We start from the raw sequence: 20,617 nt of genomic DNA on the forward strand, positions 1-20,617 counted from the left end.
GCGTGCGATTGAAGGTTGCAAGGCGGCTGGTGCCAAGCGTGCCATGCCGTTGCCCGTGAGCGCGCCATTCCATACCGCCCTGATGAAGCCTGCAGCAGATCGTCTGGCAACCGACATTCTGGACACTGATTTTTCCGCACCTGAAGTATTGATAGTCCACAATGTCAACGCAAAAACCGAACCCGATCCTGAGCGGATCAAGCAATTGATGATTGAGCAGATTTTCATGCCGGTGCGCTGGGTGGACTGTGTCAACACCCTCGTCTCTTCCGGAATCGATACCGTGGTGGAGTGTGGTGCCGGCAAAGTGCTGGGTGGCTTGTGCAAGCGGATCGACCCCTCATTGACTGCGTATGCCACGGAAGACAGTGATAACCTGATAAAATCACTGGCAGACCTGTAACTGGTTGCAGAATACGAAGGAGTAAGCGATGAGTGTTGTAGACAAAGTGGCTCTGGTTACCGGGGCCACCAGGGGAATTGGTGCTGCTATTGCCGATGGTCTGGGCGACCAAGGTGCAATTGTTATTGGCACAGCGACCTCTGTATCAGGGGCAGAGCAGATTTCCACCCGATTCCGACAAAAGAACATCAAAGGGGTTGGTATGGTGCTCGATGTCGTCAGTCAGCAATCGGTGAAGAAGGTGTTGACGGCTATCCTCGAGACCTATGGAGCGCCACTGATTCTGGTCAATAATGCAGGCATCACCAAAGATAACCTGTTGATGCGGATGAAAGATGAAGAGTGGTTCGATGTGATTGATACGAATCTCAACTCTATCTACCGGCTATCCAAGGCATGCCTTCGTGGTATGACCAAGGCCCGCTGGGGCAGAATTGTCAATATCAGTTCTGTTGTCGGTGCCATGGGGAATGCTGGACAAACCAACTACTGTGCGACTAAAGCGGGCGTTGGTGGATTTACACGATCTCTCGCTAAAGAGCTTGGACCACGCAATATTACGGTTAATACGGTTTCTCCCGGATTTATTGACACTGACATGACAAAGGAGCTGCCTGAACCCACCCGGCAGGCAATTTTGTCACAGATCCCACTGAATCGTTTGGGTGCGGCTGAAGAGGTTGCCGCAGTTGTGAATTTTTTGATTGGTGATGGGGGCAGCTACATTACCGGTGAAAATATACATGTTAATGGGGGCATGTATATGTCTTAACCCATTGAAAAAAAACATTAAATGAGGATTTTCCTGAAACCGGTTACACACTGCGGTTTTTACAGGTAAAATGCGCGCCCGACGTCCCGTTATTTACAATTTTTTTTTGTCGGGTAAATCTACAAGCCGGGCAACAGACTACCCTATAAGTTTTAAAGGAGAGAATAAATATCATGAGCAGCATTGAAGAACGTGTCGCCAAAATGGTTGCAGAACAGCTGGGTGTTAAAGAAGCAGATGTAAAACCCGAGTCTTCCTTTGTTGAAGATCTGGGTGCTGACTCCCTGGATACCGTTGAGCTGATCATGGCTCTCGAGGAAGAATTTGATACTGAAATTCCCGATGAAGAAGCTGAAAAAATTGCTACAGTTCAGAATGCGATTGACTATATCAACGCAAATCCTGGTTAATCAAAGCCGGTTCCTGTATTGACCGCTGAAAGAGCCGCTCTGACCGAGCGGTTTTTTTATACCTGTGTTTTACCGGTTTATCTGGTTTAATTTGTTGCTATGAATAACCACTCCCCCATCACCCGGATAAATGGCGAAGATGCCGATGGCGTCAATGCGTTTGATCGTGGTTTTTATTATGGGCATGGTCTGTTCGAAACCACCAGGCTCGCTGATGGTGCAATACCCCTATGGCCGTTACATTTAAGACGGCTTGTCTCAGGTGCCGGCCGTCTGGGGATACCCTGTGATGAAATATTACTGGAGAAGTACCGGGAGAACCTGTTGGCGCAGTGCCCGGATGACGGTATCGTCAAGATAGTATTGACGGCCGGTGCAGGCGGTCGGGGTTATCGTGCACCTGACACTGTGTCTTCGACTTATGTGTTTCAATGGGTTCCGCTCCCCGAGTACCCTCTTGAGTGGTCTGTCACAGGTATACCTCTTTTTTTATGCAAGCATAAACTGGCTATTGCGCCTTTATTGGCGGGTATGAAACATCTCAACCGCCTGGAACAGGTGTTGGCCAGAAACGAGTGGGGTGATGAATACCCCGAAGGTCTGCTGCTCGATCGCCGGGGATTTGTGGTTGAAGGGGTGAGCAGTAATTTGTTCTGCTACTGTGATGGTGAATGGCTTACCCCCGTCCTCTCGGATTGTGGTGTTGCTGGTGTGATGCGGGAGTATCTGATGTCGGTACTTCTACCCGAGTTCTCCTATCCAGTTACAGAGTCACGATTCACGCTTGAAAAGCTTGTCTCCGCTGAAGAAGTTTTCGTCTGTAACTCTGTGATAGGTATATGGCCGGTAGTGTCACTGGCTGATCGGCATCATTGGCCGCTGGGTGAACGTGTCAGATTCATTCAACAGCACCTCAAGGAAGTTTTACCGTGTTACGGGTGATGTGGCGTTATCTGTTGCTTGCGATATTTATATTGGTGTTTGTCGTGACAGGCGCTTTACTGGCCATCAGCCGACACCTCGATACACCGATGCAGCTGGACGAGGAGGGGTTTGTCTTCACCGTGCCTTCCGGTTCTTCGCTGACCTTTTTGTCCCGCAGTTTGGCAGAGACCGGTATATTGACGTGGCCTGATTTGTTGGTTGCCTGGAGTAGAATCACGGGGCAAAGTAAAATTAAGGCAGGGGAATACAGGTTAAAATCGGGTGATACGCCCAAAGACCTGCTCGAAATGTTGACTGAAGGCAGTGTTCTTCAGTATCAAATTACCTTTCCCGAAGGCTTGCGGTTTGCTGAATGGCTGGATCTGTTGAATCAGCAGCCCAAGTTGAAAAAATTGTTGACGGGGTTGAGTGAGGAAAAGATCATCGACAACCTATCGCTGGAGATTGAGCATCTCGAGGGATGGTTTTTTCCTGACACATATCTATACAGTTATGGCGATAGCGATCGCGATATTTTATCGCAGGCTCATCAGCGAATGAATTTGGTGCTGGCTGAGGAGTGGCAGCAGCGGATACCGGATTTGCCCTACAGATCATCGTATGAAGCATTAATTCTGGCATCAATTGTGGAAAAAGAGACGGGCATCATCAGCGAGCGGGGTGAAATAGCGGGTGTTTTTGTGCGACGGCTTAAACGTGGTATGAAGCTGCAGACAGACCCCACAATCATTTATGGCCTGGGTGATGACTATCAGGGATATATCAAGCGGCGACATTTACAACAAGCAACGCCCTATAACACCTACCTTATTGAGGGTTTGCCGCCTACACCGATAGCCATGCCTGGTCGCGGTGCAATTCATGCTGTATTGAATCCTGCAGAAGGAGATGGTCTGTTTTTTGTCGCAAAAGGTGATGGCAGCCACTATTTTTCTGCCACCTATGAAGAACATTTGAAGGCTGTCCGGCAATTTCAGTTACAGCGACGTTCTGATTACCGCTCAACTCCCCGTTAGCGAGCTTGATGACAATTGACATGAACTCTAAAAGTGCCAAATTCATAACCATAGAAGGAGGAGAAGGTGTTGGGAAAAGCACCAACATGGCCTTTATCTGTGAGTGGCTTGATAACCATAATATCTCCTATATTGCCACCAGAGAGCCGGGGGGAACCCCATTGGCCGAAGAGATTCGTGCGTTATTGGTAGCACCAAGAGCAGAGCGTGTCGGCGAAGACACCGAGTTATTGTTGATGTTTGCTGCTCGTGCCCAACATCTGTCAGAGGTCATCCTGCCGGCATTGCGCCGTGGCCAGTGGGTTCTATGTGATCGCTTTACCGACGCGACCTATGCCTATCAGGGTGCTGGACGCGGAATCGACAAGGGAAAAATTGCCCAGTTGGAAAATCTGGTGCAGGGTGAGTTACGTCCTGACTTGACCTTATTGCTGGATATTTCGGTCGAACAGGGATTAGCCAGGGCGAGGGAGCGGGGCGAGCCCGACCGCTTCGAACAGGAGGCACTGGTATTTTTTAATGCTGTTCGTGATTGTTATTTGCAACGTGCCAGGCAAGAGCCGCATCGTTACCGTCTTATCGATGCATCACTGCCACTTATTGATGTGCAAAACTCCATGGCCATGCACCTCATGACGTTTTTAGGCAGTGATGTGTGATGCCGGGCATATCTGAGCCCTACCCATGGCAACAGGATCAGTGGAAACGACTGAACAGACTGATCCGTCATCAGCGGCTCCCTCATGCCCTGGTCCTTTGTGGGCCTCGACACCTTGGAAAAGCACAATTTGGCTATGCTCTTGCACAAAGACTGCTCTGTGAAAATCAGCAAGCAGAAGTAGCTTGTGGTATTTGTAAGCAATGCACTCTATTTGCTTCGCAAAATCACCCGGATGTTTTGCTGATACAACCGGAGGAAGAGGGCAATGCTATCCGGATTGACAGTATTCGTCAGTTGAGTGAGTTTACCGAGAAGACGGCTCAGCAGGGTGGCTGGAAGGTCGTGATTATTTCTCCGGCTGATGCAATGAATATCAACGCTGCCAATGCGCTGCTGAAAACGCTTGAAGAGCCAGCCAGCAAAACGCTGCTGATACTCGTCTGTCATCAACTATCCAGATTATCGGCCACAGTCAAAAGTCGCTGTCAGAAAGTTGTTTTTCCCGTTCCAGTTCTGGCTGAGGTCGATTCCTGGCTATCATCGCAGATGGGAGATTCCCGGAGTACGGTGGCTGAACTATTGCAGTATGCAGAAGGACGACCCCTGTTGGCGCTGGAGTTGTTGCAGACTGATCTGCTTGAAAAGCGCCGCGCCTTCGATAGCATGCTTGATGAACTTGCTATCGGACAGCTGAGTGCAATTGTCGCTGCACAAAAATGTCAGTATCTCGACGGATTGATGGCGATCGACTGGCTGTATGGTCGGCTGGCCCTACAGTTGAAAACAAAAAATATGCATCCCGGTGCCTATCGCTATCTGGATCGACTTTTACAGATTAAGAGGCGGCTGCATGGTGGCGCAAATCCGAATAAATCACTTTTGTGGGAAGAGTTGATGCTGGATTGGCAGCATCTATTTTTGCTGGCTCCGTTCGGGCGAGCAGGGTAAAATTGAGAGTGGTTCTCGTTTAAAAGATACAGGTTGGCTGACCCCAATGTTTGTATAGTAGACTTCAGTTAACTTTTTCGGGTTGATTATGGATATGGAAGCGTTTGGTGGTAGCTTTCGAAACGGTATTTTGAACCTTTCGATCAAAGACGAGCAGGCTCTATACGCCGCTTACATGCCGTTTGTTATCAATGGCGGATTATTTATTGCCACGCGTAAAAACTACAATCTGGGCGATGAAGTATTCATTCTGCTGGACCTCATGGAGGAACCGGATCGTTTACCCCTGACAGGAAAAGTTATCTGGATTACACCAAAAGGCATGGGTGGCAACCGTCGCGAGGGTGTTGGCATCCAGTTGAATGAAAAACACAGTGACATCCAGGGCAAATTTGAAACCTATCTCGCGGGTTTGATGGATGCGGGCAAGCCCACCAATACCATGTAATTTCTCAACCAACAGGCTTTAGACCGTGCTGGTGGATTCACACTGTCATCTGGATCATCTCAATCTGGACGACGATCATAGTTCTCTTTCCTCAATACTTGATGACGCTCGGGAACGCGGCGTTACGGCCTTTCTTGCTGTCGGTGTTGACCTGAATAGTTCAGCCAGATTGATTGATCTGGCTGAATCCAACCGGGATATTCTGGTTTCGGTGGGTGTCCACCCACTTCAGGAAACCTTGCCTGCCTTGCCCGAACCCGATGATTTGATGCAAATGGCTAACCATCCGGCAGTGGTGGCTGTGGGTGAAACCGGTCTTGATAACTACTACAGTCCGGACACATCGGGATGGCAGGAGGAAAGCTTCACTCGTCATTTGAAAGTGGCCGATCAGCTGAACAAGCCGGTGATCGTCCATACACGTCAGGCCCAGCGGCAGACGTTGGCCATTTTGCGGGCACACGCCAATCAGGAAGTCGGCGGTGTTTTGCATTGCTTTACCGAGGGCTGGGAGATGGCTGAAGCGGCCATGGCGATGAATTTCTATATTTCCTTTTCCGGCATCATTACCTTTCGCAACGCCTCTGCATTGAGAGAGGTTGTCAGGAAAGTGCCACTTGAGAAAATGCTGGTGGAAACCGATGCCCCCTGGTTGGCACCGGTTCCCTACCGTGGCAAACAAAACCTGCCCGGCTATGTGGTGGAAGTGACGCAGATGATAGCCGAGATAAAAGGCCTCTCTTACCAGCAGGTTGCCGAAACGACCACGGCCAACTTCTCTGCACTTTTTCTCGGTGGACGATCGCTCGATTAGCTTCCATAGTCCAGCTTGGTGACGTTAAACAAGCTTATTGTATTGGCGCCTGGGTTTTTACGGCTAATCCACCCTCTTTCATGGGCCGACCTTTTCAGACCTGTTCCACCTGATCCTCGACCGCTCGATTTTTTCATAGTCACTTTTCAGGAAAATGAATAATGAATTGAAATCGTTGCGCTGAATGAAGTGCCGTCCGTTGTGTTCATGGAGCGTATAGTGCCATGAGTTATTACCGGAAGTGACGTCCAGTTTTATGGCAGCACTCTCGGCGAGATCAGGCCTGTCTTCCATCACCCCGGTAACGCGAAGTTTTTCCAGGGTGCTTAGCAGACTATCAGGCTTTTGCTTATTTTCGGCCACCGGATTCTCCTGATCAATCAGAACAGCTGGCCCCTTGCGTGATAACTGCCAGTCATTTCTGGTCTGTGCCCATACAAAGTTATCTCCTTCAATACGGTCAATATTTTTAGCCGAGAGCAGAGACTTATCCAGCCAGTCAGTGGTTTTTGGCGGAATGTCTGCTAGATCAAGTGCGACCACATAGACTTCGTCACTTCCAGCTTTTCTGACGTGTAGCTGCTTCAACCCCGGCGAGGAGCCAATCAGAATTTCACCGAAAACCCTGTCTCCGCTATGGAGTGCTATTCGGCGTTGAGCCTCTTCCTCGCTGACTTCAAAACGTGAGTGGCTGGTTTTGTTGGAGGCAATCGGCCATTTCACCTGAAGTTGTTCAAGTTTATCCAGTAGATCCTTCACTCTGCTGTTTTGGACGGGCAGCCCATGTTCCAGCAATTGCCACTGCGCATCCTGCCTGCCCAGAGAGACCGTGTCGTTGTCAGAGGTGATCATGACTTTATCGACATCCTCCCAGTGGATATTCAGCAGAGCGTGGGGCAGATTGTTGTTTGATTGATTCTCGGCGTACCACCACAGGCCGGCAACCAGAATCAACTGGATGACCAAAAGGCTGATCAACCAGATTTTTATATGCTTCATCTGAGGTCCCCCCCTTATTTGGCTAATACGTCGAGATAGTGCTGTTGACGCGAACGCTGTCGTCTCCGCTGAAACAACGCAATGATCGCCAGTGCTAAAATAGGCAGCCCATAGTTCAGATACTCCCAGAAAATCTGGGTGTCATGGTCCATTGGCGGCAGCGTCCTGTTGAACTGGCCTCTTGCGCGGATACTGAGCATGTTGGCATCCTCCAGCGCCCAGTCCACGGTATTGGCCATCAGCTGCATCGGATTCAGGTATTCGCTACCCGCTGCGGAATTCGCCATAGTCATGGTTTGATCGCGCAGAAAATCGTTTGAGCTGTAGAGGATGATCCTGGCTGACGATGGTGAATGCTCGATCACACTGGAAAAATCGGCCAGGGAGACCTCGGTCTCTGCATCGCTTTCCGCATTATCCTCAGCCAGTAGCGGTGATTCCTTTCCAGCAAAGTAAGAGGTAAACCGACCTTCACTGATCACACCGAGTAAATAGGATTGTTCCTCCTTAGGAAGTGGAAAGGCTGCGAAACCGTTTTCGTCAATCTCGGGCATGATATCCATATTGTCGGATATCCAGGAGCGTTCCGAGCTGCGAATTAATTCAGTAACATCTCTGTCAGCCTGCTTTTCAGCGTCGATCATGATTGGCGAGGCCCAGGCCACGGTGACCTGTGGGACGCTGGCCGAGATGAGGTTTTCCTGATTTAACCCATCGCCGCGAACATCGACAAAGTAGGGGTAATCAATGACCCGGATTTCCTGTACCTGATAGCCGCGAACATTGCGGATCATTGGCATTGGGAAAGCGGCATTTTTCGAATCGAGAACCAGTTTGTTTTCAACGCCGAGGCCATGATGGCTCAGCCAATCCTGGAACGCACCCTGCAGCTCTGCTACACCGAGTCCCTGTTGTGTCAGGGTGGTTGTGAACGGTGATGCTGACGCGATCACCGTGCCACCTTTCATCAGGAACTGGTCGATAGCAAACAGCTCTTTTTCTTCCATATTGTTCGGTGCCGCAATCACCAGAATATCCGCATAAGCCGAGACGCTGCCGTCAGTCAGGTCTTCCCGGTTAACGTTGAGTTCGGCGCCGAGGGTTTCTTCCAACTGGACAAAGCGGGGGGTAGATATCCCGTATTGTTCTGTTTTCTCGTCCACCTTCGGTGTTACCAGCGCTACAGTTTTAGTGATGCCGGAGGCAAAGCGCTTGATACTGGCTTTCAGGTTGCGTTCGAAACTTGCTTTGCTTGGCTCTTCAAAGGGAATTTGTTGTACCTGATCACCTTGCTCCAATGTCAGATAAAAATAAAAACGCTCATCGCCGAATAGGCTTCTTGACATGGGTTTGAAACCGTATTTATTGGCCAGCCTCTCTACCACTTCAGTATCACTTGCATCCGGCGCTATCTGATTGACGGTTAGCTGATCGCCAGCCTGCTGCTTGAGAGTGTCGATGACTTCAGTGATGGCTTTTTTATACTCGATCAGCTCGTCAGGGAGCTGCTGGTTCGGCGAGATATAGGTGTTCAGTACCAATTTGCCTGCCACGCTATCGAACAGATTCCCGCCGCTGCGATAGCTGTTAAGGACTTTCTTCAGGCTGCGGGTGAGGTCATATTCGGGGTTGCGCAGTTGTACCTCGAGACTGTTGTCCCCCTGTGACTTCACTTCTATCAAATCCTGAAAACCCAACACTTCAAATTCGTCACCGTATTGGATCAGGATATTAAAATAGGAGTTTACGATGGCAGACTGATAGCGGTCTGCCACTTGTAGTGGCGTGGCACGAATACTGAATTTGGTATTAGCCTCTTCCTCCAATTCCGGATCGCTGACCGGGTCGAGAAATTCCACGCGGACTTTACCTTTGCCCGCCATTTCATATTCTCGAATCAAGTCCTTCATCCGGGGCACTAAAGGCGCCAGCAGTGGATGGGTTTTGCTACTGAAATACCCGCGAATTAACAGTGGTTCCTCAACCTGGTCCAGATATTGATGAGTGGCATCGGAGATTGAATAAATATTGCCCTCGGTCGTATCGATGCGGAGCAGATTCACTTGTCCAAGCCACAGGTTGGCAAAAATTGCGTTGGCCAGCAGCAGGCCGGTTATGGCGCGCCAGTTCTGATGTCGGGGGGTGCGCTTGAGATTGGACCAGCGTTCTTTTTCGAGAAAAAAGGTATTTAATGCGAGGAACGCAATAATGATGCTCAGATAGTAGTAGAGATCCCTGATATCGATAACCCCGCGGGTAATCGAATCAAAACGGGAGCCTGTGCCGAGCATTCTCAGCCACTCGCCTGTCACATTGCCAAACAAATCTGTAATGGTGGCTGTCCCCACCAGATAAAACAAACCGCAGACCCCGACAGAACAGATGAGACTGATAATCTGATTATCACTTCGGGCGGAGACAAACAAACCGATCGACAGATAGGCGGCACCCAGCAACAGGGCCGCTATGTAGCCTGCCCAGATCGGTCCCCAGTCAAGCTCTCCCATTTGCGCCACGGTGATGGGTAACGGAAGCGTCATCAGTAACGCTATTGCCAGTAATAGCAAACAGCCGAAGAATTTGCCCAATACGAAATGCCAGAGGGGAAGTGGCTGGGTCAACACGTGTTCCAGCGTGCCGGTACGCCGCTCTTCACTCCACAGTCGCATGGTCAGTGTGCTGGTCAGAAAAATCAGCAGCACGGGTATCCACTCAAACAGTGGGCGCACGTCGGTGATATTCCTGGAGAAAAACGATTCACCCCAGAAAAAAATAAACAGGCTGACACCGGCAAATGTCGCCAAAAACAGGTATGCAGTTGGAGAGGCAAAGAAAATGGCTATTTCTTTGGCGGCAATGCGGCGAATCAGGGGCAGATGTCTTTTTTCAGGCTGCATTTTTTGTCTCCTCTGCTGATGTTTGTGCCGGGGCGGTATTGACCTCCCTGAAAAGGGTTTCCAGATCGCGTTTTTCCTGACTGATGCCATAGATATCGATGCCGGCCTGCACCAGAAGTCGGGTTGTTTCGGCAACCAGTTTTTCTGGGTTGGCGCTGTTCTCAATACGGAGGCGATAGTTGTGAGTTTGCTGCTCTCCAGGGGTGTCCTGGCTTGGCAGATAGTCTGCGATAACAATATTTTTCAATGAAGAGAGTGCTGCACCTACGGCGGTTTTATCGGCGGATGCTGTCAGAAGCAATGTATTGCCTCGGCGCAATTCTTCGAGGCCGGCATCCACGGCCAATCGGCCATGTCGAACGATCAGTGCCCGATCACAGATGGCGTCCACTTCTTGCATAATGTGGGTTGAGAGGATCACGGTGGCTTTATTGGCCAGTGCTTTAATAAGCCTTCTCATCTGTTCGGTCTGGGATGGATCAAGTCCGTTGGTCGGCTCATCCAGAATCAGTATTTTTGGCTGGCCGAGAATTGCCTGTGCCACCCCGACACGCTGCTTGTAACCTCTTGAAAGTGTCGCTATGGGAGAGAGCAGCTTGTCCACCAGCGAGGTTTCCCGGATAACCCGCCTTATTTCCCGAACTTTATCTTCCGCTGCAAGACCCTTTATATCTCCCACATAGTCCAGATAATCGGCGACGGTCATTTCGGGATATATGGGCAGGTTTTCCGGAAGGTAGCCGATCTCGCGCTGTGCTTTTTTTGGGTCGATCTGCAAGTCAATATCATCAATTGTAATTCTGCCGTCATTGGGTTCCAGATAACCACTGAGCATTTTCATGATGGTGGTTTTTCCGGCACCGTTATGACCAAGTAGGCCGACGATTTCGCCGTGATCAATTTTGAAGTTCACCTCATCGACGGCTTTAAAATCGCCATAGAAACGAGTTAACCGGGTAACTTCCAGCATGTGTCCTCCTGCGCTGATATGGTTTTATTGTTTTCTAACGGAGTGTGCAATCGGCTGACATTCCCCGGGCGGGGGGCGAGCCAGTGTTGACTGGCGAGAGAGGGTTTTATGAAAGAGTATCGATATCACGTTCGTATTTCCTGTTCTTCCGGATGAGCTCCTCAGGCTTCAGCTAGTCATGGTTGGGGCTTGGATAAAAAATTCAAGCATCCGAAATCACAGATGGGATAGGACAGAAAAAGTTCCCGTAGATGATGAAGTTGCTCAATCCGGCGTCACACTTTTCAATAATTCGAGGCAACCAATCTGGTCAAGCTGAGTGAGCTGGTGGTCATCTTTGACCAGTATCGTGCCGGCAAATCCCAGAGCATTTATCGCCAGGTGGTTAAAACTGCCCTGATTGCGTGGAACAACCCACAAATGATCTCTGGTCATCAGAAGATTGTGTGCTGGCGCCAGGCCGTCAGCCAGGATATCTAGCTTGAGTTCATTGAGAATTTTGTGGTAATTCCGGCAGTTGCGTTCGGCGCAGCGCCTGATCTCGTCGGGCAAGTTGCTGATTGGATAATGGGTTCTTGTTACCCGGTGCGGAAATGGCAACGGTGACTTTTTAATATTGTCCACAGGTAGTGATAATTGTTTGAACAGTTGTTCGAATGGATGGCCGCTGTCAGTATCGGTGAGTGGGATCATTTGCAGATGTCTGTGGGTAATGCTTGATCCGGCATCGGGCCCGCCATTAAAAAAAACCAATCCCGGCTGGGCCTGCAGGCAGATCAATGCGACGAGAAAGTCTTCGTCATTGAGCGGCTCACGCTGATCGGCAAACTGTTTTGTCACCATCAGTATGTGATGATCGATCACATTGAATTTATTCAACAGGCAGCGGTAATGACCGGTTAGCTCTCCCACATAAAGGGCCGGTTCGTAGGGTAAAAAAGGGTCAAAGTCGCCGGGGTTTTTAACTTGGGAGGCCGCATCCCTGGTCGCCTTTGATTTGCGGGCAAGGTTGGCTACAACGCGGATTTGTAACCGCATGATCTCCGAGCCAAGCACTACCTGTCGTTCGAAACAGCGGGTGGGAATTGACTCCAGTGCTCCGGAGCAAATAGCCGACTTTGTAACAGCCTGTACCTGTTGCCAGAGTGTTGCCCCGGAAAGATGGGTCAATGGAGACTCCTTATTAAACCGTTGATGGTAAATAGTTGCATAGAAATTATTTTGCGCATGACTCCATCTACCTGCAAGCCTCAGGTTACAATTTGTTGGGTTATAAATCCGCCACATGTCAGGCATGAAAAAATGACCCCACAACGCTTTGAGAAAATTCAACAGGTTCTTGATCGTCGTCAACCTGATCTGACGGTCATTACCGATCAGGTTAACAAAGGGCAGAATCTTTCTGCCATTATTCGTACCTGTGATGCTGTCGGTATTCACCGGGTGCACGCTATTTATGATGCCGGGAATTTTCGCCCGCACACCGGGACGGCAATGGGCTCTCAGAAATGGGTCAAAACCGAGGTTCACCGGAAAATTACGACGCCCGTTGAGCAGCTTCAGCGGCAGGGTTTCCAGGTCCTTGCCGCCCATTTTGAGGAAGGTGCCATGGACTACCGTGATGTCGACTATACCAGGCCAACCGCGCTGCTCTTAGGTGCAGAAAAGCGCGGCGTCAGCGCACAGGCACTAGACAGAGTTGATGGCTGTGTAGTGGTGCCGATGATGGGTATGTCCGAATCGTTTAATGTCTCGGTCGCCTGTGCGATTATTCTTGCTGAGGCACAGCGACAGAGACAAGTTGCCGGCCTTTACAGGCAGCGCCATCTTCCTGACGAAGAATATCGCCAGCTGCTGTTTGAGTGGTGTCAGCCGGTGATTGCCAGGTTTTGTCGGGTGCGGGGTCTCGCTTACCCTGAATTGGATGACACCGGCCACATGCGGGATCCTCAGCAGTTTTCCAGTTTGACTAGGTGCTCGTAGCGGATTCCGTTTTTTCAGTTTCTGCTGGCAGTACTAATAAGTCACAAACTTGCCGTGGGATACGATAAAAAAACGCTAGAATCGGTTCACCGCATTCATTTTTTAGAAGCATTTTTCAGAAGGTTCAGACAATGACAGTTTACAAAGCACCCACAGCCGACATGACCTTTTTGCTCAATCATGTCCTGGGGATGGATGAGATTGCGAAATTACCGGGTTTTGAATATGCCACACCCGACATGGTGGATGCCATTCTCAGTGAGGCCGCACGCTTTTTTGGTGAAGTGGTGGCTCCGACCAACCAGCCTGCTGACAGGCAGGGGACGCAGCTCGATGGTACGACGGTCAAAACCGCACCGGTACTGGATGGGGTTTATCAGCAGATGTTGGCAGCTGGGTGGATGGGGTTGGCCGCCGATGTGAATTTTGGCGGCCAGGGTATGCCTGGCGCACTCTCCATCGCCGTTGATGAGATGAGTCAATCTGCCAATATGGCATTCAGTTTGTGCCCGATGCTGACCAAAGGCGTGGTGACCGCCCTGAGCCTCTATGGCACCGATGACCAGAAAGCGTTCTATCTGCCGACACTTGTTTCCGGTGAATGGAGTGGCACCATGAATCTGACTGAGTCACAGGCCGGCTCAGATCTGGCCGCGGTGCGAACCAAAGCCACGCCAAATGGCGACCATTACCTGCTCAGTGGCCAGAAGATTTACATCACCTGGGGTGACCATGAGTACACCGATAATATTATTCACTTGGTGCTGGCTCGGACCCCGGATGCCCCAGCCGGTGTGAAGGGTATTTCGTTGTTCCTGGTGCCCAAGTATCGATTTAATGTGGATGGGACTCGCGGTGAACGCAATGACGTCTATTGTGTTGGACTTGAACACAAAATGGGCATTCATGCGAGCCCCACTTGCACGCTAGCGTTCGGTGACAACGGCGGCGCAGAGGGTTATCTGATCGGAGAGGAAAATCAGGGGCTGGTTTACATGTTTGCCATGATGAATGAAGCACGTCTCGCCGTTGGGTTACAGGGTGTCGCTGTCAGTGAACGGGCTTATCAACAGGCAGTGGCTTTTGCCAAAGAGCGAATTCAGGGGGCTATTCCGGGTAAAAACAGCGTTGCCATTATCGAGCATCCTGATGTCCGCCGTATGCTGATGCAAATGCGTGCACTGACCGAAGGTGCCCGTGCAATGGCCTATTCGGCCTTGGCTCACGAAGATCGTGCCCACAAATTGGCGGATCGGGAGCTGGCCAGCTATCACCAGCGGCGGGTTGACCTTTTGACACCGCTGGTAAAGAGTTGGTGCACGGAAGTCAGTCTGAAAGTTGCATCCCTCGGAATACAAGTGCATGGCGGTATGGGTTTTGTAGAAGAAACGGGTGCGGCACAACATCTGAGAGATGCCCGAATTCTACCAATCTACGAAGGTACTAATGGTATTCAGGCCATGGATCTGGTAGGTCGTAAAATTGCCAGGGACCGGGGTTTGGGCGCAATGGAGTTGATCAAGGATCTTCACCCTGTGTTGCGTGAGTCCAGTGAGGCTGGCCTGTCGGTAATCGCTGAGTCCTTATCGGCGTCCCTGGCTGACCTAAAAGAAGCGTTGGAGGTGCTTCTCTCCAATAAGACGGATGATAACTGGGCAGCGCCGGGTGCAGTGGCACATAACCTGTTGATGCTGATGGGCACTGCCGTGGCCGGTGCCATGATGGCAAAAAGTGCCGTGGCCGCATTCAGTCTGCAGCAGTCGGACGGCGATAATGGCCCGTTTAACGACAGTAAGCTGGTAACTGCCAATTTTTTTGCTGAGCATATCCTGCCCCGTACGGCCTCTTATCTGGCGGCGATCAAGGCTGGTTCCGACTCTGTCATGGCGTTGAATATTGAAGCGTTTTGATTATTTTCCGCAGTCAGCGACGACTTAATGATTGTCGTCCAGCAAATATAAAAAAGCTCTGGCGGCATTGGAGAGACTTTTTTCTCGGTGGTGAATGTAGCCGAGCTGACGCTCAATGGCTATGTCGGGCAGTTTGATGATTCGGATGCCCGGTTCCACCATGCTGATCGGCAGCAGGCTCCAGCCAAGGCTGATGCTGACCATCATTTTGATCGTTTCCAGATAATTGGTGGTCATGGTGGTTGGCAGGGAGATGCCGTGCTGCTCAAATACGTTGCGAAGCATCTGGCCTGTGTAGGTGCCCGGCCCCGGAAGAATCGCCGGGTAGCGCCGCAAGGTCTCGAGTGTCACCCGGGGCTCTTGCAAAAGGCTGTGGTCATCCGCCACCATGAACGCCAGCTCGTCAGGCCAGATGATTCGTGATTCGATTTTGGGGTGAGCCTGTGGTGCCAGGGTGATCACGGCCACTTCGAATTTGCCCTGTAAAATCCCTTCATACGCTTTTTCTGAGTCCATGAAATCCACTTCCATGGTGACGGAGGGATATTGTTGGGCAAATCGTTTTAGAACCGGTGGCAAACGGTGCAGACCGATGTGGTGGCTGATAGCCAGTCGCAACCGCCCGGCAATCTCTCCGGTCAGGTCACTGATGGCCTGTTGTGTGTCTGCCACCTCGCACAGGATGCGGACTGCCCTGGGCAGCAATGCTTCTCCAGCCTCGGTCAGGGTCACTGATCGGGCAATCCGGTCAAACAGCCGACATTTCAATTTCTCTTCAAGCAGCGCAATTCGTTTACTGACAGCGGGTTGTGTCAGATGGATTTGCTCAGCCGCGATGGAGAATGAGCCTGTTTCAGCGACGGCAATAAACGATTCAAGTAATTGAGTATCCATAACTATTCAGTATATCTATTCCATATAAGAATCAAAATTATAAAAAAGATGAATTTGTGTTATTTGTATCCGCTCCTTAAAATGGCGTCAATGATACATTTTGCTGGTGGATAAAATGGCTGGAAAAACCCTTTACGACAAGCTTTGGGATGCGCATCTGGTGCAACAACGCGAAGATGGTTCAGCACTTTTGTATATCGATCGCCATATTCTGCATGAGGTGACGTCACCGCAGGCATTCGAGGGTCTGCGTTTGGCTAATCGCAAACCCTGGCGACTGGATACGAATATTGCGACACCTGATCACAATATCTCGACAGACCGCGATGAGCGGGCGGCGGGTGTGGATGCAATCCCGGATGAAACCTCCCGGATTCAGGTGAAAACGCTGGATGAAAACTGCGAAGCTTTCGGTATTCGTGAATTTAAAATGAACGAAATGGGCCAGGGCATTGTGCATGTGATGGGTCCCGAACTTGGGGCGTCACTGCCCGGTATGACTGTTGTCTGCGGAGATTCCCATACGGCGACCCATGGTGCGTTTGCCTGTCTGGCCCATGGTATTGGCACCTCAGAAGTGGAGCATGTGCTCGCCACCCAATGCCTGGTGACCAAAAAAATGAAAAACCTGTTGATTCGGGTAGACGGTGAACTGGGTGCCGGGGTTACTCCGAAAGATGTGATTCTTGCCATCATCGGCGAGATAGGTACGGCAGGCGCGAACGGCTATGCGATTGAATTTGCCGGTCAGGTTTTTCGTGATATGTCCATTGAGGGGCGTATGACCGTCTGCAATATGGCTATTGAGGCAGGTGCCAGAGTGGGTATGGTCGCTGTTGACGATAAAACCATTGCCTATTTCAAGGGCCGCCGTTTTGCCCCGGCTGGCGAAATGTGGGACAGGGCTGTCAGTTACTGGCGCACACTGCAAAGCGATTCAGATGCAGTTTTTGATAAGACGGTAACCTTCAATGGCAATGACATTGTACCGCAAGTCAGTTGGGGGACTTCACCGGAGATGGTGGTCCCAATTACAGGCACAATTCCGCGTGTGGAAGATGAAGTCGATCCGGTGAAGCGTCAGGCTATTGAGCGCGCACTTAAATATATGGGGCTGCAGGGAGGCAGTCCTGTGACCAGTATTCCAGTGGATCGTGTATTTATTGGTTCCTGTACCAACTCCCGCATTGAGGACTTAAGGGCCGCAGCGGCGATTGCCAGAGACAGAAAGGTCGCGTCAACGGTCAAGCAGGTGCTGGTTGTGCCGGGGTCACAAATGGTCAAGGCACAGGCTGAAGCGGAAGGACTTGATCGGATCTTTATCGAAGCGGGCATGGAGTGGCGGGAGCCCGGATGTTCGATGTGTCTGGCCATGAATGCCGACAAGCTGGGTGCCGGGGAACACTGTGCATCGACCTCCAATCGGAATTTTGAAGGGCGCCAGGGTAACGGTGGGCGCACCCATCTTCTGAGCCCTGTCATGGCTGCTGCCGCTGCTATTGCAGGCCACATTGCTGATGTTCGCGCACTCACCCGGGAGGAAACGGTATGAAGGTGTTTGCAGTGCACAAAGGGTTAGTGGCTCCCATGGATAGGGCCAACGTCGATACCGACATGATTATTCCAAAACAGTTTTTGAAGTCAATCAAGCGCACCGGGTTTGGCCCCAACCTCTTTGATGAATTGCGTTATCTGGATGAGGGTCGCCCCGGTCAGGATTCTCGCGAGAGACCGCTCAACCCCGATTTCCCGCTCAACTGGGCTCGCTATCAGGGCGCTTCCATCCTGCTGGCCCGGGAAAACTTTGGCTGTGGCTCCAGTCGTGAACATGCCCCGTGGGCCCTGGAAGACTATGGGTTCAGGGTGATTATCGCTCCCAGTTATGCCGACATTTTCTTTAATAACTGCTTTAAAAATGGATTTTTACCAATTGTTATAGAAGAGAATATTGTTGATGAGTTGTTCCGGGAAACTGAGCAAAACACAGGCTATACCCTAACTGTGGATTTACCTCGTCAGCGGTTGGTCAAGCTGGATGGCACAGAAATATGTTTTGATATTGATCCGTTTTACAAACAGTGTTTGCTGGAAGGGCTCGATGAAATTGGTTTGACCCTGAAGGAAGCCGATACCATTCGTGCCTATGAGGCACAACAAGAGATACGTTGTCCGTGGCTGTTTCATGCCATCAAATAAAAGGGTTTGCGTGGTGAGTAGAAACATACTGATATTGAAGGGGGATCATATTGGTCCTGAAATCGTCAATGAGGCACTTAAGGTGCTGCGTCGAATTGATGAGAAATACCACCTTGGGCTGCAATTTGAAGAGGGCCTGTTAGGTGGTGCAGCCTATGATGCGGTGGGTGAACCATGTCCTGAAGCGACACTGGAGAAAGCCCGCCAGAGTGACGCTATTTTAATGGGATCAGTGGGCGGCCCCGAATGGGATAAGGTCGAGCGGCACCTGCGCCCCGAGAAAGGTTTGCTCAAATTGCGCTCCAGCCTGGGGCTGTTTGGTAATTTACGCCCCGCCATACTGTACCCCCAGCTGGCCGAGGCCTCATCTCTGAAACCCGAAATCGTATCCGGTCTGGACATTCTGATAGTTCGTGAGTTGACCGGTGGGATCTATTTCGGTGAGCCCAGGGGTATCCGGGTGCTTGAAAACGGCGAAAGAGAGGGTTTCAACACCTATAAATACTCGGAGTCTGAAATTGTTCGCATCGGAAGGTTGGCGTTTGAAGCGGCCAGAAAAAGGGATCGCAGGGTTTGCTCTGTTGACAAGGCGAATGTGCTGGAGGCGACCATCCTTTGGCGTGAAGTGATGGAATCGCTATCGAGTGACTATCCTGATGTCGAGCTGAGTCATATGTATGTGGACAATGCCGCAATGCAACTGGTCAAGGCACCTAAGCAGTTTGATGTCATTGTTACCGGCAACATGTTTGGCGACATTCTGTCTGATGAGGCCGCTATGTTAACCGGGTCGATCGGAATGTTGCCATCCGCTTCGCTCGACAGGAATGGCAAAGGCCTTTATGAGCCCTGCCATGGTTCAGCGCCGGATATTGCCGGCTTGGGCATTGCCAATCCACTGGCAACCATACTGTCTGCCGCGATGATGCTGCGGTATTCGCTGCAGGCTCCCGAGGCGGCCGTTGCGATTGAGCAAGCGGTGAGTGTTGTGCTGGATCATGGATTACGTACCCTGGACATCTATACTGAAGGCGCCCGGAAAGTCAGTACCGCCGAAATGGGCGATGCAGTGCTAGCTGCCCTTTAACGCCTTGTTTTTTATTAATGCATTTTCTTTAATTAATTTTATAATAGGTTGAATTAAATGGATAAAGTTGGTTTTGTCGGATGGCGAGGAATGGTGGGCTCGGTCCTTATGGATCGCATGTTGCAGGAAAATGACTTCGCTTTGATCGAGCCTATTTTTTTTACGACTTCCCAGTTGGGCCAGCCAGGTCCCGAAATGGGTGTGGATGTTCCGCCACTGCAGGATGCCAATGATGTCAAATCACTGGCAAAAATGGATATTATCATTACCTGTCAGGGGGGCGATTATACCAAGTCGGTTTATCCACAATTGCGCAATGTAGGTTGGCGCGGCTATTGGATTGATGCTGCCTCTGCACTGCGGATGGCCGATGATGCTCTGATAGTTCTCGATCCGGTTAATTTGGCCGTCATCAAAGACGGCATCAGCCGCGGGGTCAAAAACTTCGTCGGCGGCAACTGCACGGTCAGTCTGATGCTGATGGCGATGGGCGGCTTGTTTAACGAAGGATTGGTAGAGTGGACCTCGGCGATGACTTATCAGGCAGCATCGGGTGCAGGTGCACAGAATATGCGGGAACTGATTGCCCAAATGGGTGCCATTGAGGGCTCGGTAGCGCCAGAACTTGCCAGTCCGTCTTCTGCCATTCTTGATATTGACCGAAAAGTTACCGCTGCTATGCGCAGTAGCACAATGCCAACGGATCATTTTGGTGCGCCTCTGGCCGGCAGCCTGTTGCCCTGGATCGATGTGCAACTGGATAGTGGGCAAAGCAAGGAGGAGTGGAAAGGGCAGGCTGAAACCAACAAAATTCTTGGCCGCTCAGGCAATACTCTGATTCCGGTCGACGGTATCTGTGTCCGTATCGGTGCAATGCGTTGCCACAGTCAGGCATTGACCGTCAAGTTGGCTCAGGATGTCCCTCTGGATGAACTAGAAGATATCATTGCAGCCTCCAATGACTGGGTTAAGGTTGTTCCCAACACGCGTCAGGCCTCGTTGCGAGAATTAACGCCGGCAGCAGTTACCGGCCACCTGCATGTGCCGGTAGGTCGCTTGCGTAAAATGAACATGGGTAGCGAATATCTGTCAGCATTTACGGTGGGGGATCAGCTGTTATGGGGGGCCGCTGAGCCGCTGCGCAGGATGTTGCGCATATTGCTGGAAGCGTAACGGTCGGAAAAGCTTCCTTGGATTTAAGGCCGGTTTTGTGCAATCGGTCATAGTTCAGTGGCATTAACCCCGTTATTTGTCGATATTTGAT

20 protein-coding genes are annotated in these 20,617 nt (G+C 50.8%); 15 read left to right on the forward strand and 5 right to left on the reverse strand.

Annotation, left to right across the window (positions count from 1 at the left end):
* The 9 genes from ACTF5G_RS03145 to ACTF5G_RS03185 all read left to right on the forward strand — a co-directional run.
* Nucleotides 1-403, forward strand: a 403-nt coding sequence (locus ACTF5G_RS03145) for an ACP S-malonyltransferase (RefSeq protein ID WP_438951364.1), incomplete at its 5' end; no start/stop codon positions are given.
* A 28-nt stretch (nt 404-431) separates the two neighbouring features.
* Nucleotides 432-1,175, forward strand: coding sequence for a 3-oxoacyl-ACP reductase FabG (fabG, locus tag ACTF5G_RS03150; RefSeq protein WP_438951365.1), 744 nt, complete (start codon nt 432-434; stop codon nt 1,173-1,175).
* A gap of 173 nt (nt 1,176-1,348) precedes the next feature.
* Nucleotides 1,349-1,585 (forward strand): acyl carrier protein, encoded by a 237-nt coding sequence (gene acpP, locus ACTF5G_RS03155; RefSeq protein WP_438951366.1) that lies wholly within the window; start codon nt 1,349-1,351, stop codon nt 1,583-1,585.
* A 99-nt stretch (nt 1,586-1,684) separates the two neighbouring features.
* A complete protein-coding gene (pabC, locus tag ACTF5G_RS03160) occupies nt 1,685-2,527 on the forward strand; it encodes an aminodeoxychorismate lyase (protein WP_438951367.1) in 843 nt (280 codons plus the stop codon).
* Nucleotides 2,515-3,546 (forward strand): endolytic transglycosylase MltG, encoded by a 1,032-nt coding sequence (mltG, locus tag ACTF5G_RS03165; protein WP_438951368.1) that lies wholly within the window; start codon nt 2,515-2,517, stop codon nt 3,544-3,546. Before pabC ends, mltG begins: the two co-directional genes overlap by 13 nt.
* A 20-nt stretch (nt 3,547-3,566) precedes the next feature.
* A complete protein-coding gene (gene tmk, locus ACTF5G_RS03170) occupies nt 3,567-4,205 on the forward strand; it encodes a dTMP kinase (protein WP_438951369.1) in 639 nt (212 codons plus the stop codon).
* Nucleotides 4,205-5,155 carry a DNA polymerase III subunit delta' gene (locus ACTF5G_RS03175; RefSeq protein WP_438951370.1) on the forward strand — a complete coding sequence of 317 codons (951 nt, stop codon included), beginning with the start codon at nt 4,205-4,207 and terminating at the stop codon, nt 5,153-5,155. The genes tmk and ACTF5G_RS03175 overlap by 1 nt, the downstream gene beginning before the upstream one ends.
* Nucleotides 5,156-5,249: 94 nt before the next feature.
* Complete coding sequence (locus ACTF5G_RS03180; RefSeq protein ID WP_438951390.1) at nt 5,250-5,603, forward strand: PilZ domain-containing protein; 354 nt, start codon at nt 5,250-5,252, stop codon at nt 5,601-5,603.
* 25 nt (nt 5,604-5,628) lie between these two features.
* On the forward strand, nt 5,629-6,417 hold the full coding sequence (locus tag ACTF5G_RS03185; protein WP_438951371.1) for a TatD family hydrolase: 789 nt from the start codon (nt 5,629-5,631) through the stop codon (nt 6,415-6,417).
* Nucleotides 6,418-6,495: 78 nt separating this feature from the next.
* Here the strand turns inward: ACTF5G_RS03185 and ACTF5G_RS03190 are convergent, their stop codons facing one another.
* From ACTF5G_RS03190 to ACTF5G_RS03205, 4 genes are all read right to left on the reverse strand, one after another.
* The gene (locus ACTF5G_RS03190) at nt 6,496-7,416 is read right to left on the reverse strand and encodes a DUF4340 domain-containing protein (RefSeq protein WP_438951372.1); all 921 of its coding nucleotides are present in this window, start codon (nt 7,414-7,416) and stop codon (nt 6,496-6,498) included.
* Between the two features lie 14 nt (nt 7,417-7,430).
* Nucleotides 7,431-10,313, reverse strand: coding sequence for a Gldg family protein (locus ACTF5G_RS03195; protein ID WP_438951373.1), 2,883 nt, complete (start codon nt 10,311-10,313; stop codon nt 7,431-7,433).
* Entirely contained in the window at nt 10,303-11,283 is a 981-nt protein-coding gene (locus tag ACTF5G_RS03200; protein ID WP_438951374.1) for an ABC transporter ATP-binding protein, read from the reverse strand. The genes ACTF5G_RS03195 and ACTF5G_RS03200 overlap by 11 nt, the downstream gene beginning before the upstream one ends.
* A gap of 264 nt (nt 11,284-11,547) precedes the next feature.
* The gene (locus ACTF5G_RS03205) at nt 11,548-12,453 is read right to left on the reverse strand and encodes a hypothetical protein (RefSeq protein WP_438951375.1); all 906 of its coding nucleotides are present in this window, start codon (nt 12,451-12,453) and stop codon (nt 11,548-11,550) included.
* Between the two features lie 132 nt (nt 12,454-12,585).
* Here ACTF5G_RS03205 and trmH point away from each other — a divergent pair, with 132 nt between their 5' ends.
* Nucleotides 12,586-13,266 carry a tRNA (guanosine(18)-2'-O)-methyltransferase TrmH gene (trmH, locus tag ACTF5G_RS03210; RefSeq protein WP_438951376.1) on the forward strand — a complete coding sequence of 227 codons (681 nt, stop codon included), beginning with the start codon at nt 12,586-12,588 and terminating at the stop codon, nt 13,264-13,266.
* 131 nt (nt 13,267-13,397) lie between these two features.
* The gene (locus tag ACTF5G_RS03215) at nt 13,398-15,176 is read left to right on the forward strand and encodes an acyl-CoA dehydrogenase (protein WP_438951377.1); all 1,779 of its coding nucleotides are present in this window, start codon (nt 13,398-13,400) and stop codon (nt 15,174-15,176) included.
* Nucleotides 15,177-15,200: 24 nt separating this feature from the next.
* On the opposite strand, the gene ACTF5G_RS03220 is transcribed toward ACTF5G_RS03215, so the two are convergent.
* Nucleotides 15,201-16,070 carry a LysR family transcriptional regulator gene (locus ACTF5G_RS03220; RefSeq protein ID WP_438951378.1) on the reverse strand — a complete coding sequence of 290 codons (870 nt, stop codon included), beginning with the start codon at nt 16,068-16,070 and terminating at the stop codon, nt 15,201-15,203.
* A 115-nt stretch (nt 16,071-16,185) separates the two neighbouring features.
* On the opposite strand from ACTF5G_RS03220, the gene leuC reads away from it, so the two are divergent.
* The 4 genes from leuC to asd are packed head-to-tail and all read left to right on the forward strand — an operon-like array spanning nt 16,186 to nt 20,526.
* Nucleotides 16,186-17,622 carry a 3-isopropylmalate dehydratase large subunit gene (gene leuC, locus ACTF5G_RS03225; protein ID WP_438951379.1) on the forward strand — a complete coding sequence of 479 codons (1,437 nt, stop codon included), beginning with the start codon at nt 16,186-16,188 and terminating at the stop codon, nt 17,620-17,622.
* Nucleotides 17,619-18,266, forward strand: coding sequence for a 3-isopropylmalate dehydratase small subunit (gene leuD, locus ACTF5G_RS03230; RefSeq protein ID WP_438951380.1), 648 nt, complete (start codon nt 17,619-17,621; stop codon nt 18,264-18,266). The genes leuC and leuD overlap by 4 nt, the downstream gene beginning before the upstream one ends.
* A 13-nt stretch (nt 18,267-18,279) precedes the next feature.
* Entirely contained in the window at nt 18,280-19,353 is a 1,074-nt protein-coding gene (leuB, locus tag ACTF5G_RS03235) for a 3-isopropylmalate dehydrogenase (RefSeq protein WP_438951381.1), read from the forward strand.
* Between the two features lie 57 nt (nt 19,354-19,410).
* Complete coding sequence (gene asd / locus ACTF5G_RS03240; protein WP_438951382.1) at nt 19,411-20,526, forward strand: aspartate-semialdehyde dehydrogenase; 1,116 nt, start codon at nt 19,411-19,413, stop codon at nt 20,524-20,526.
* Nucleotides 20,527-20,617 lie beyond the last annotated feature (91 nt).

It is taken from the genome of Porticoccus sp., assembly GCF_965660005.1.
In the GTDB taxonomy this organism is placed as follows: Bacteria; Pseudomonadota; Gammaproteobacteria; order Pseudomonadales; family Porticoccaceae; genus Porticoccus.

Coding starts and splice junctions, on each gene's coding strand:
- ACTF5G_RS03180 (WP_438951390.1), top strand. CDS start 5,250: ATGGAAGCGTTTGGTGGTAGCTTTCGAAACGGTATTTTGAACCTTTCG.
- pabC (WP_438951367.1), top strand. CDS start 1,685: ATGAATAACCACTCCCCCATCACCCGGATAAATGGCGAAGATGCCGAT.
- asd (WP_438951382.1), top strand. CDS start 19,411: ATGGATAAAGTTGGTTTTGTCGGATGGCGAGGAATGGTGGGCTCGGTC.
- leuC (WP_438951379.1), top strand. CDS start 16,186: ATGGCTGGAAAAACCCTTTACGACAAGCTTTGGGATGCGCATCTGGTG.
- tmk (WP_438951369.1), top strand. CDS start 3,567: ATGAACTCTAAAAGTGCCAAATTCATAACCATAGAAGGAGGAGAAGGT.
- fabG (WP_438951365.1), top strand. CDS start 432: ATGAGTGTTGTAGACAAAGTGGCTCTGGTTACCGGGGCCACCAGGGGA.
- acpP (WP_438951366.1), top strand. CDS start 1,349: ATGAGCAGCATTGAAGAACGTGTCGCCAAAATGGTTGCAGAACAGCTG.
- ACTF5G_RS03190 (WP_438951372.1), bottom strand. CDS start 7,416: ATGAAGCATATAAAAATCTGGTTGATCAGCCTTTTGGTCATCCAGTTG.
- ACTF5G_RS03175 (WP_438951370.1), top strand. CDS start 4,205: ATGCCGGGCATATCTGAGCCCTACCCATGGCAACAGGATCAGTGGAAA.
- leuD (WP_438951380.1), top strand. CDS start 17,619: ATGAAGGTGTTTGCAGTGCACAAAGGGTTAGTGGCTCCCATGGATAGG.
- ACTF5G_RS03195 (WP_438951373.1), bottom strand. CDS start 10,313: ATGCAGCCTGAAAAAAGACATCTGCCCCTGATTCGCCGCATTGCCGCC.
- trmH (WP_438951376.1), top strand. CDS start 12,586: ATGACCCCACAACGCTTTGAGAAAATTCAACAGGTTCTTGATCGTCGT.
- ACTF5G_RS03220 (WP_438951378.1), bottom strand. CDS start 16,070: ATGGATACTCAATTACTTGAATCGTTTATTGCCGTCGCTGAAACAGGC.
- ACTF5G_RS03200 (WP_438951374.1), bottom strand. CDS start 11,283: ATGCTGGAAGTTACCCGGTTAACTCGTTTCTATGGCGATTTTAAAGCC.
- ACTF5G_RS03215 (WP_438951377.1), top strand. CDS start 13,398: ATGACAGTTTACAAAGCACCCACAGCCGACATGACCTTTTTGCTCAAT.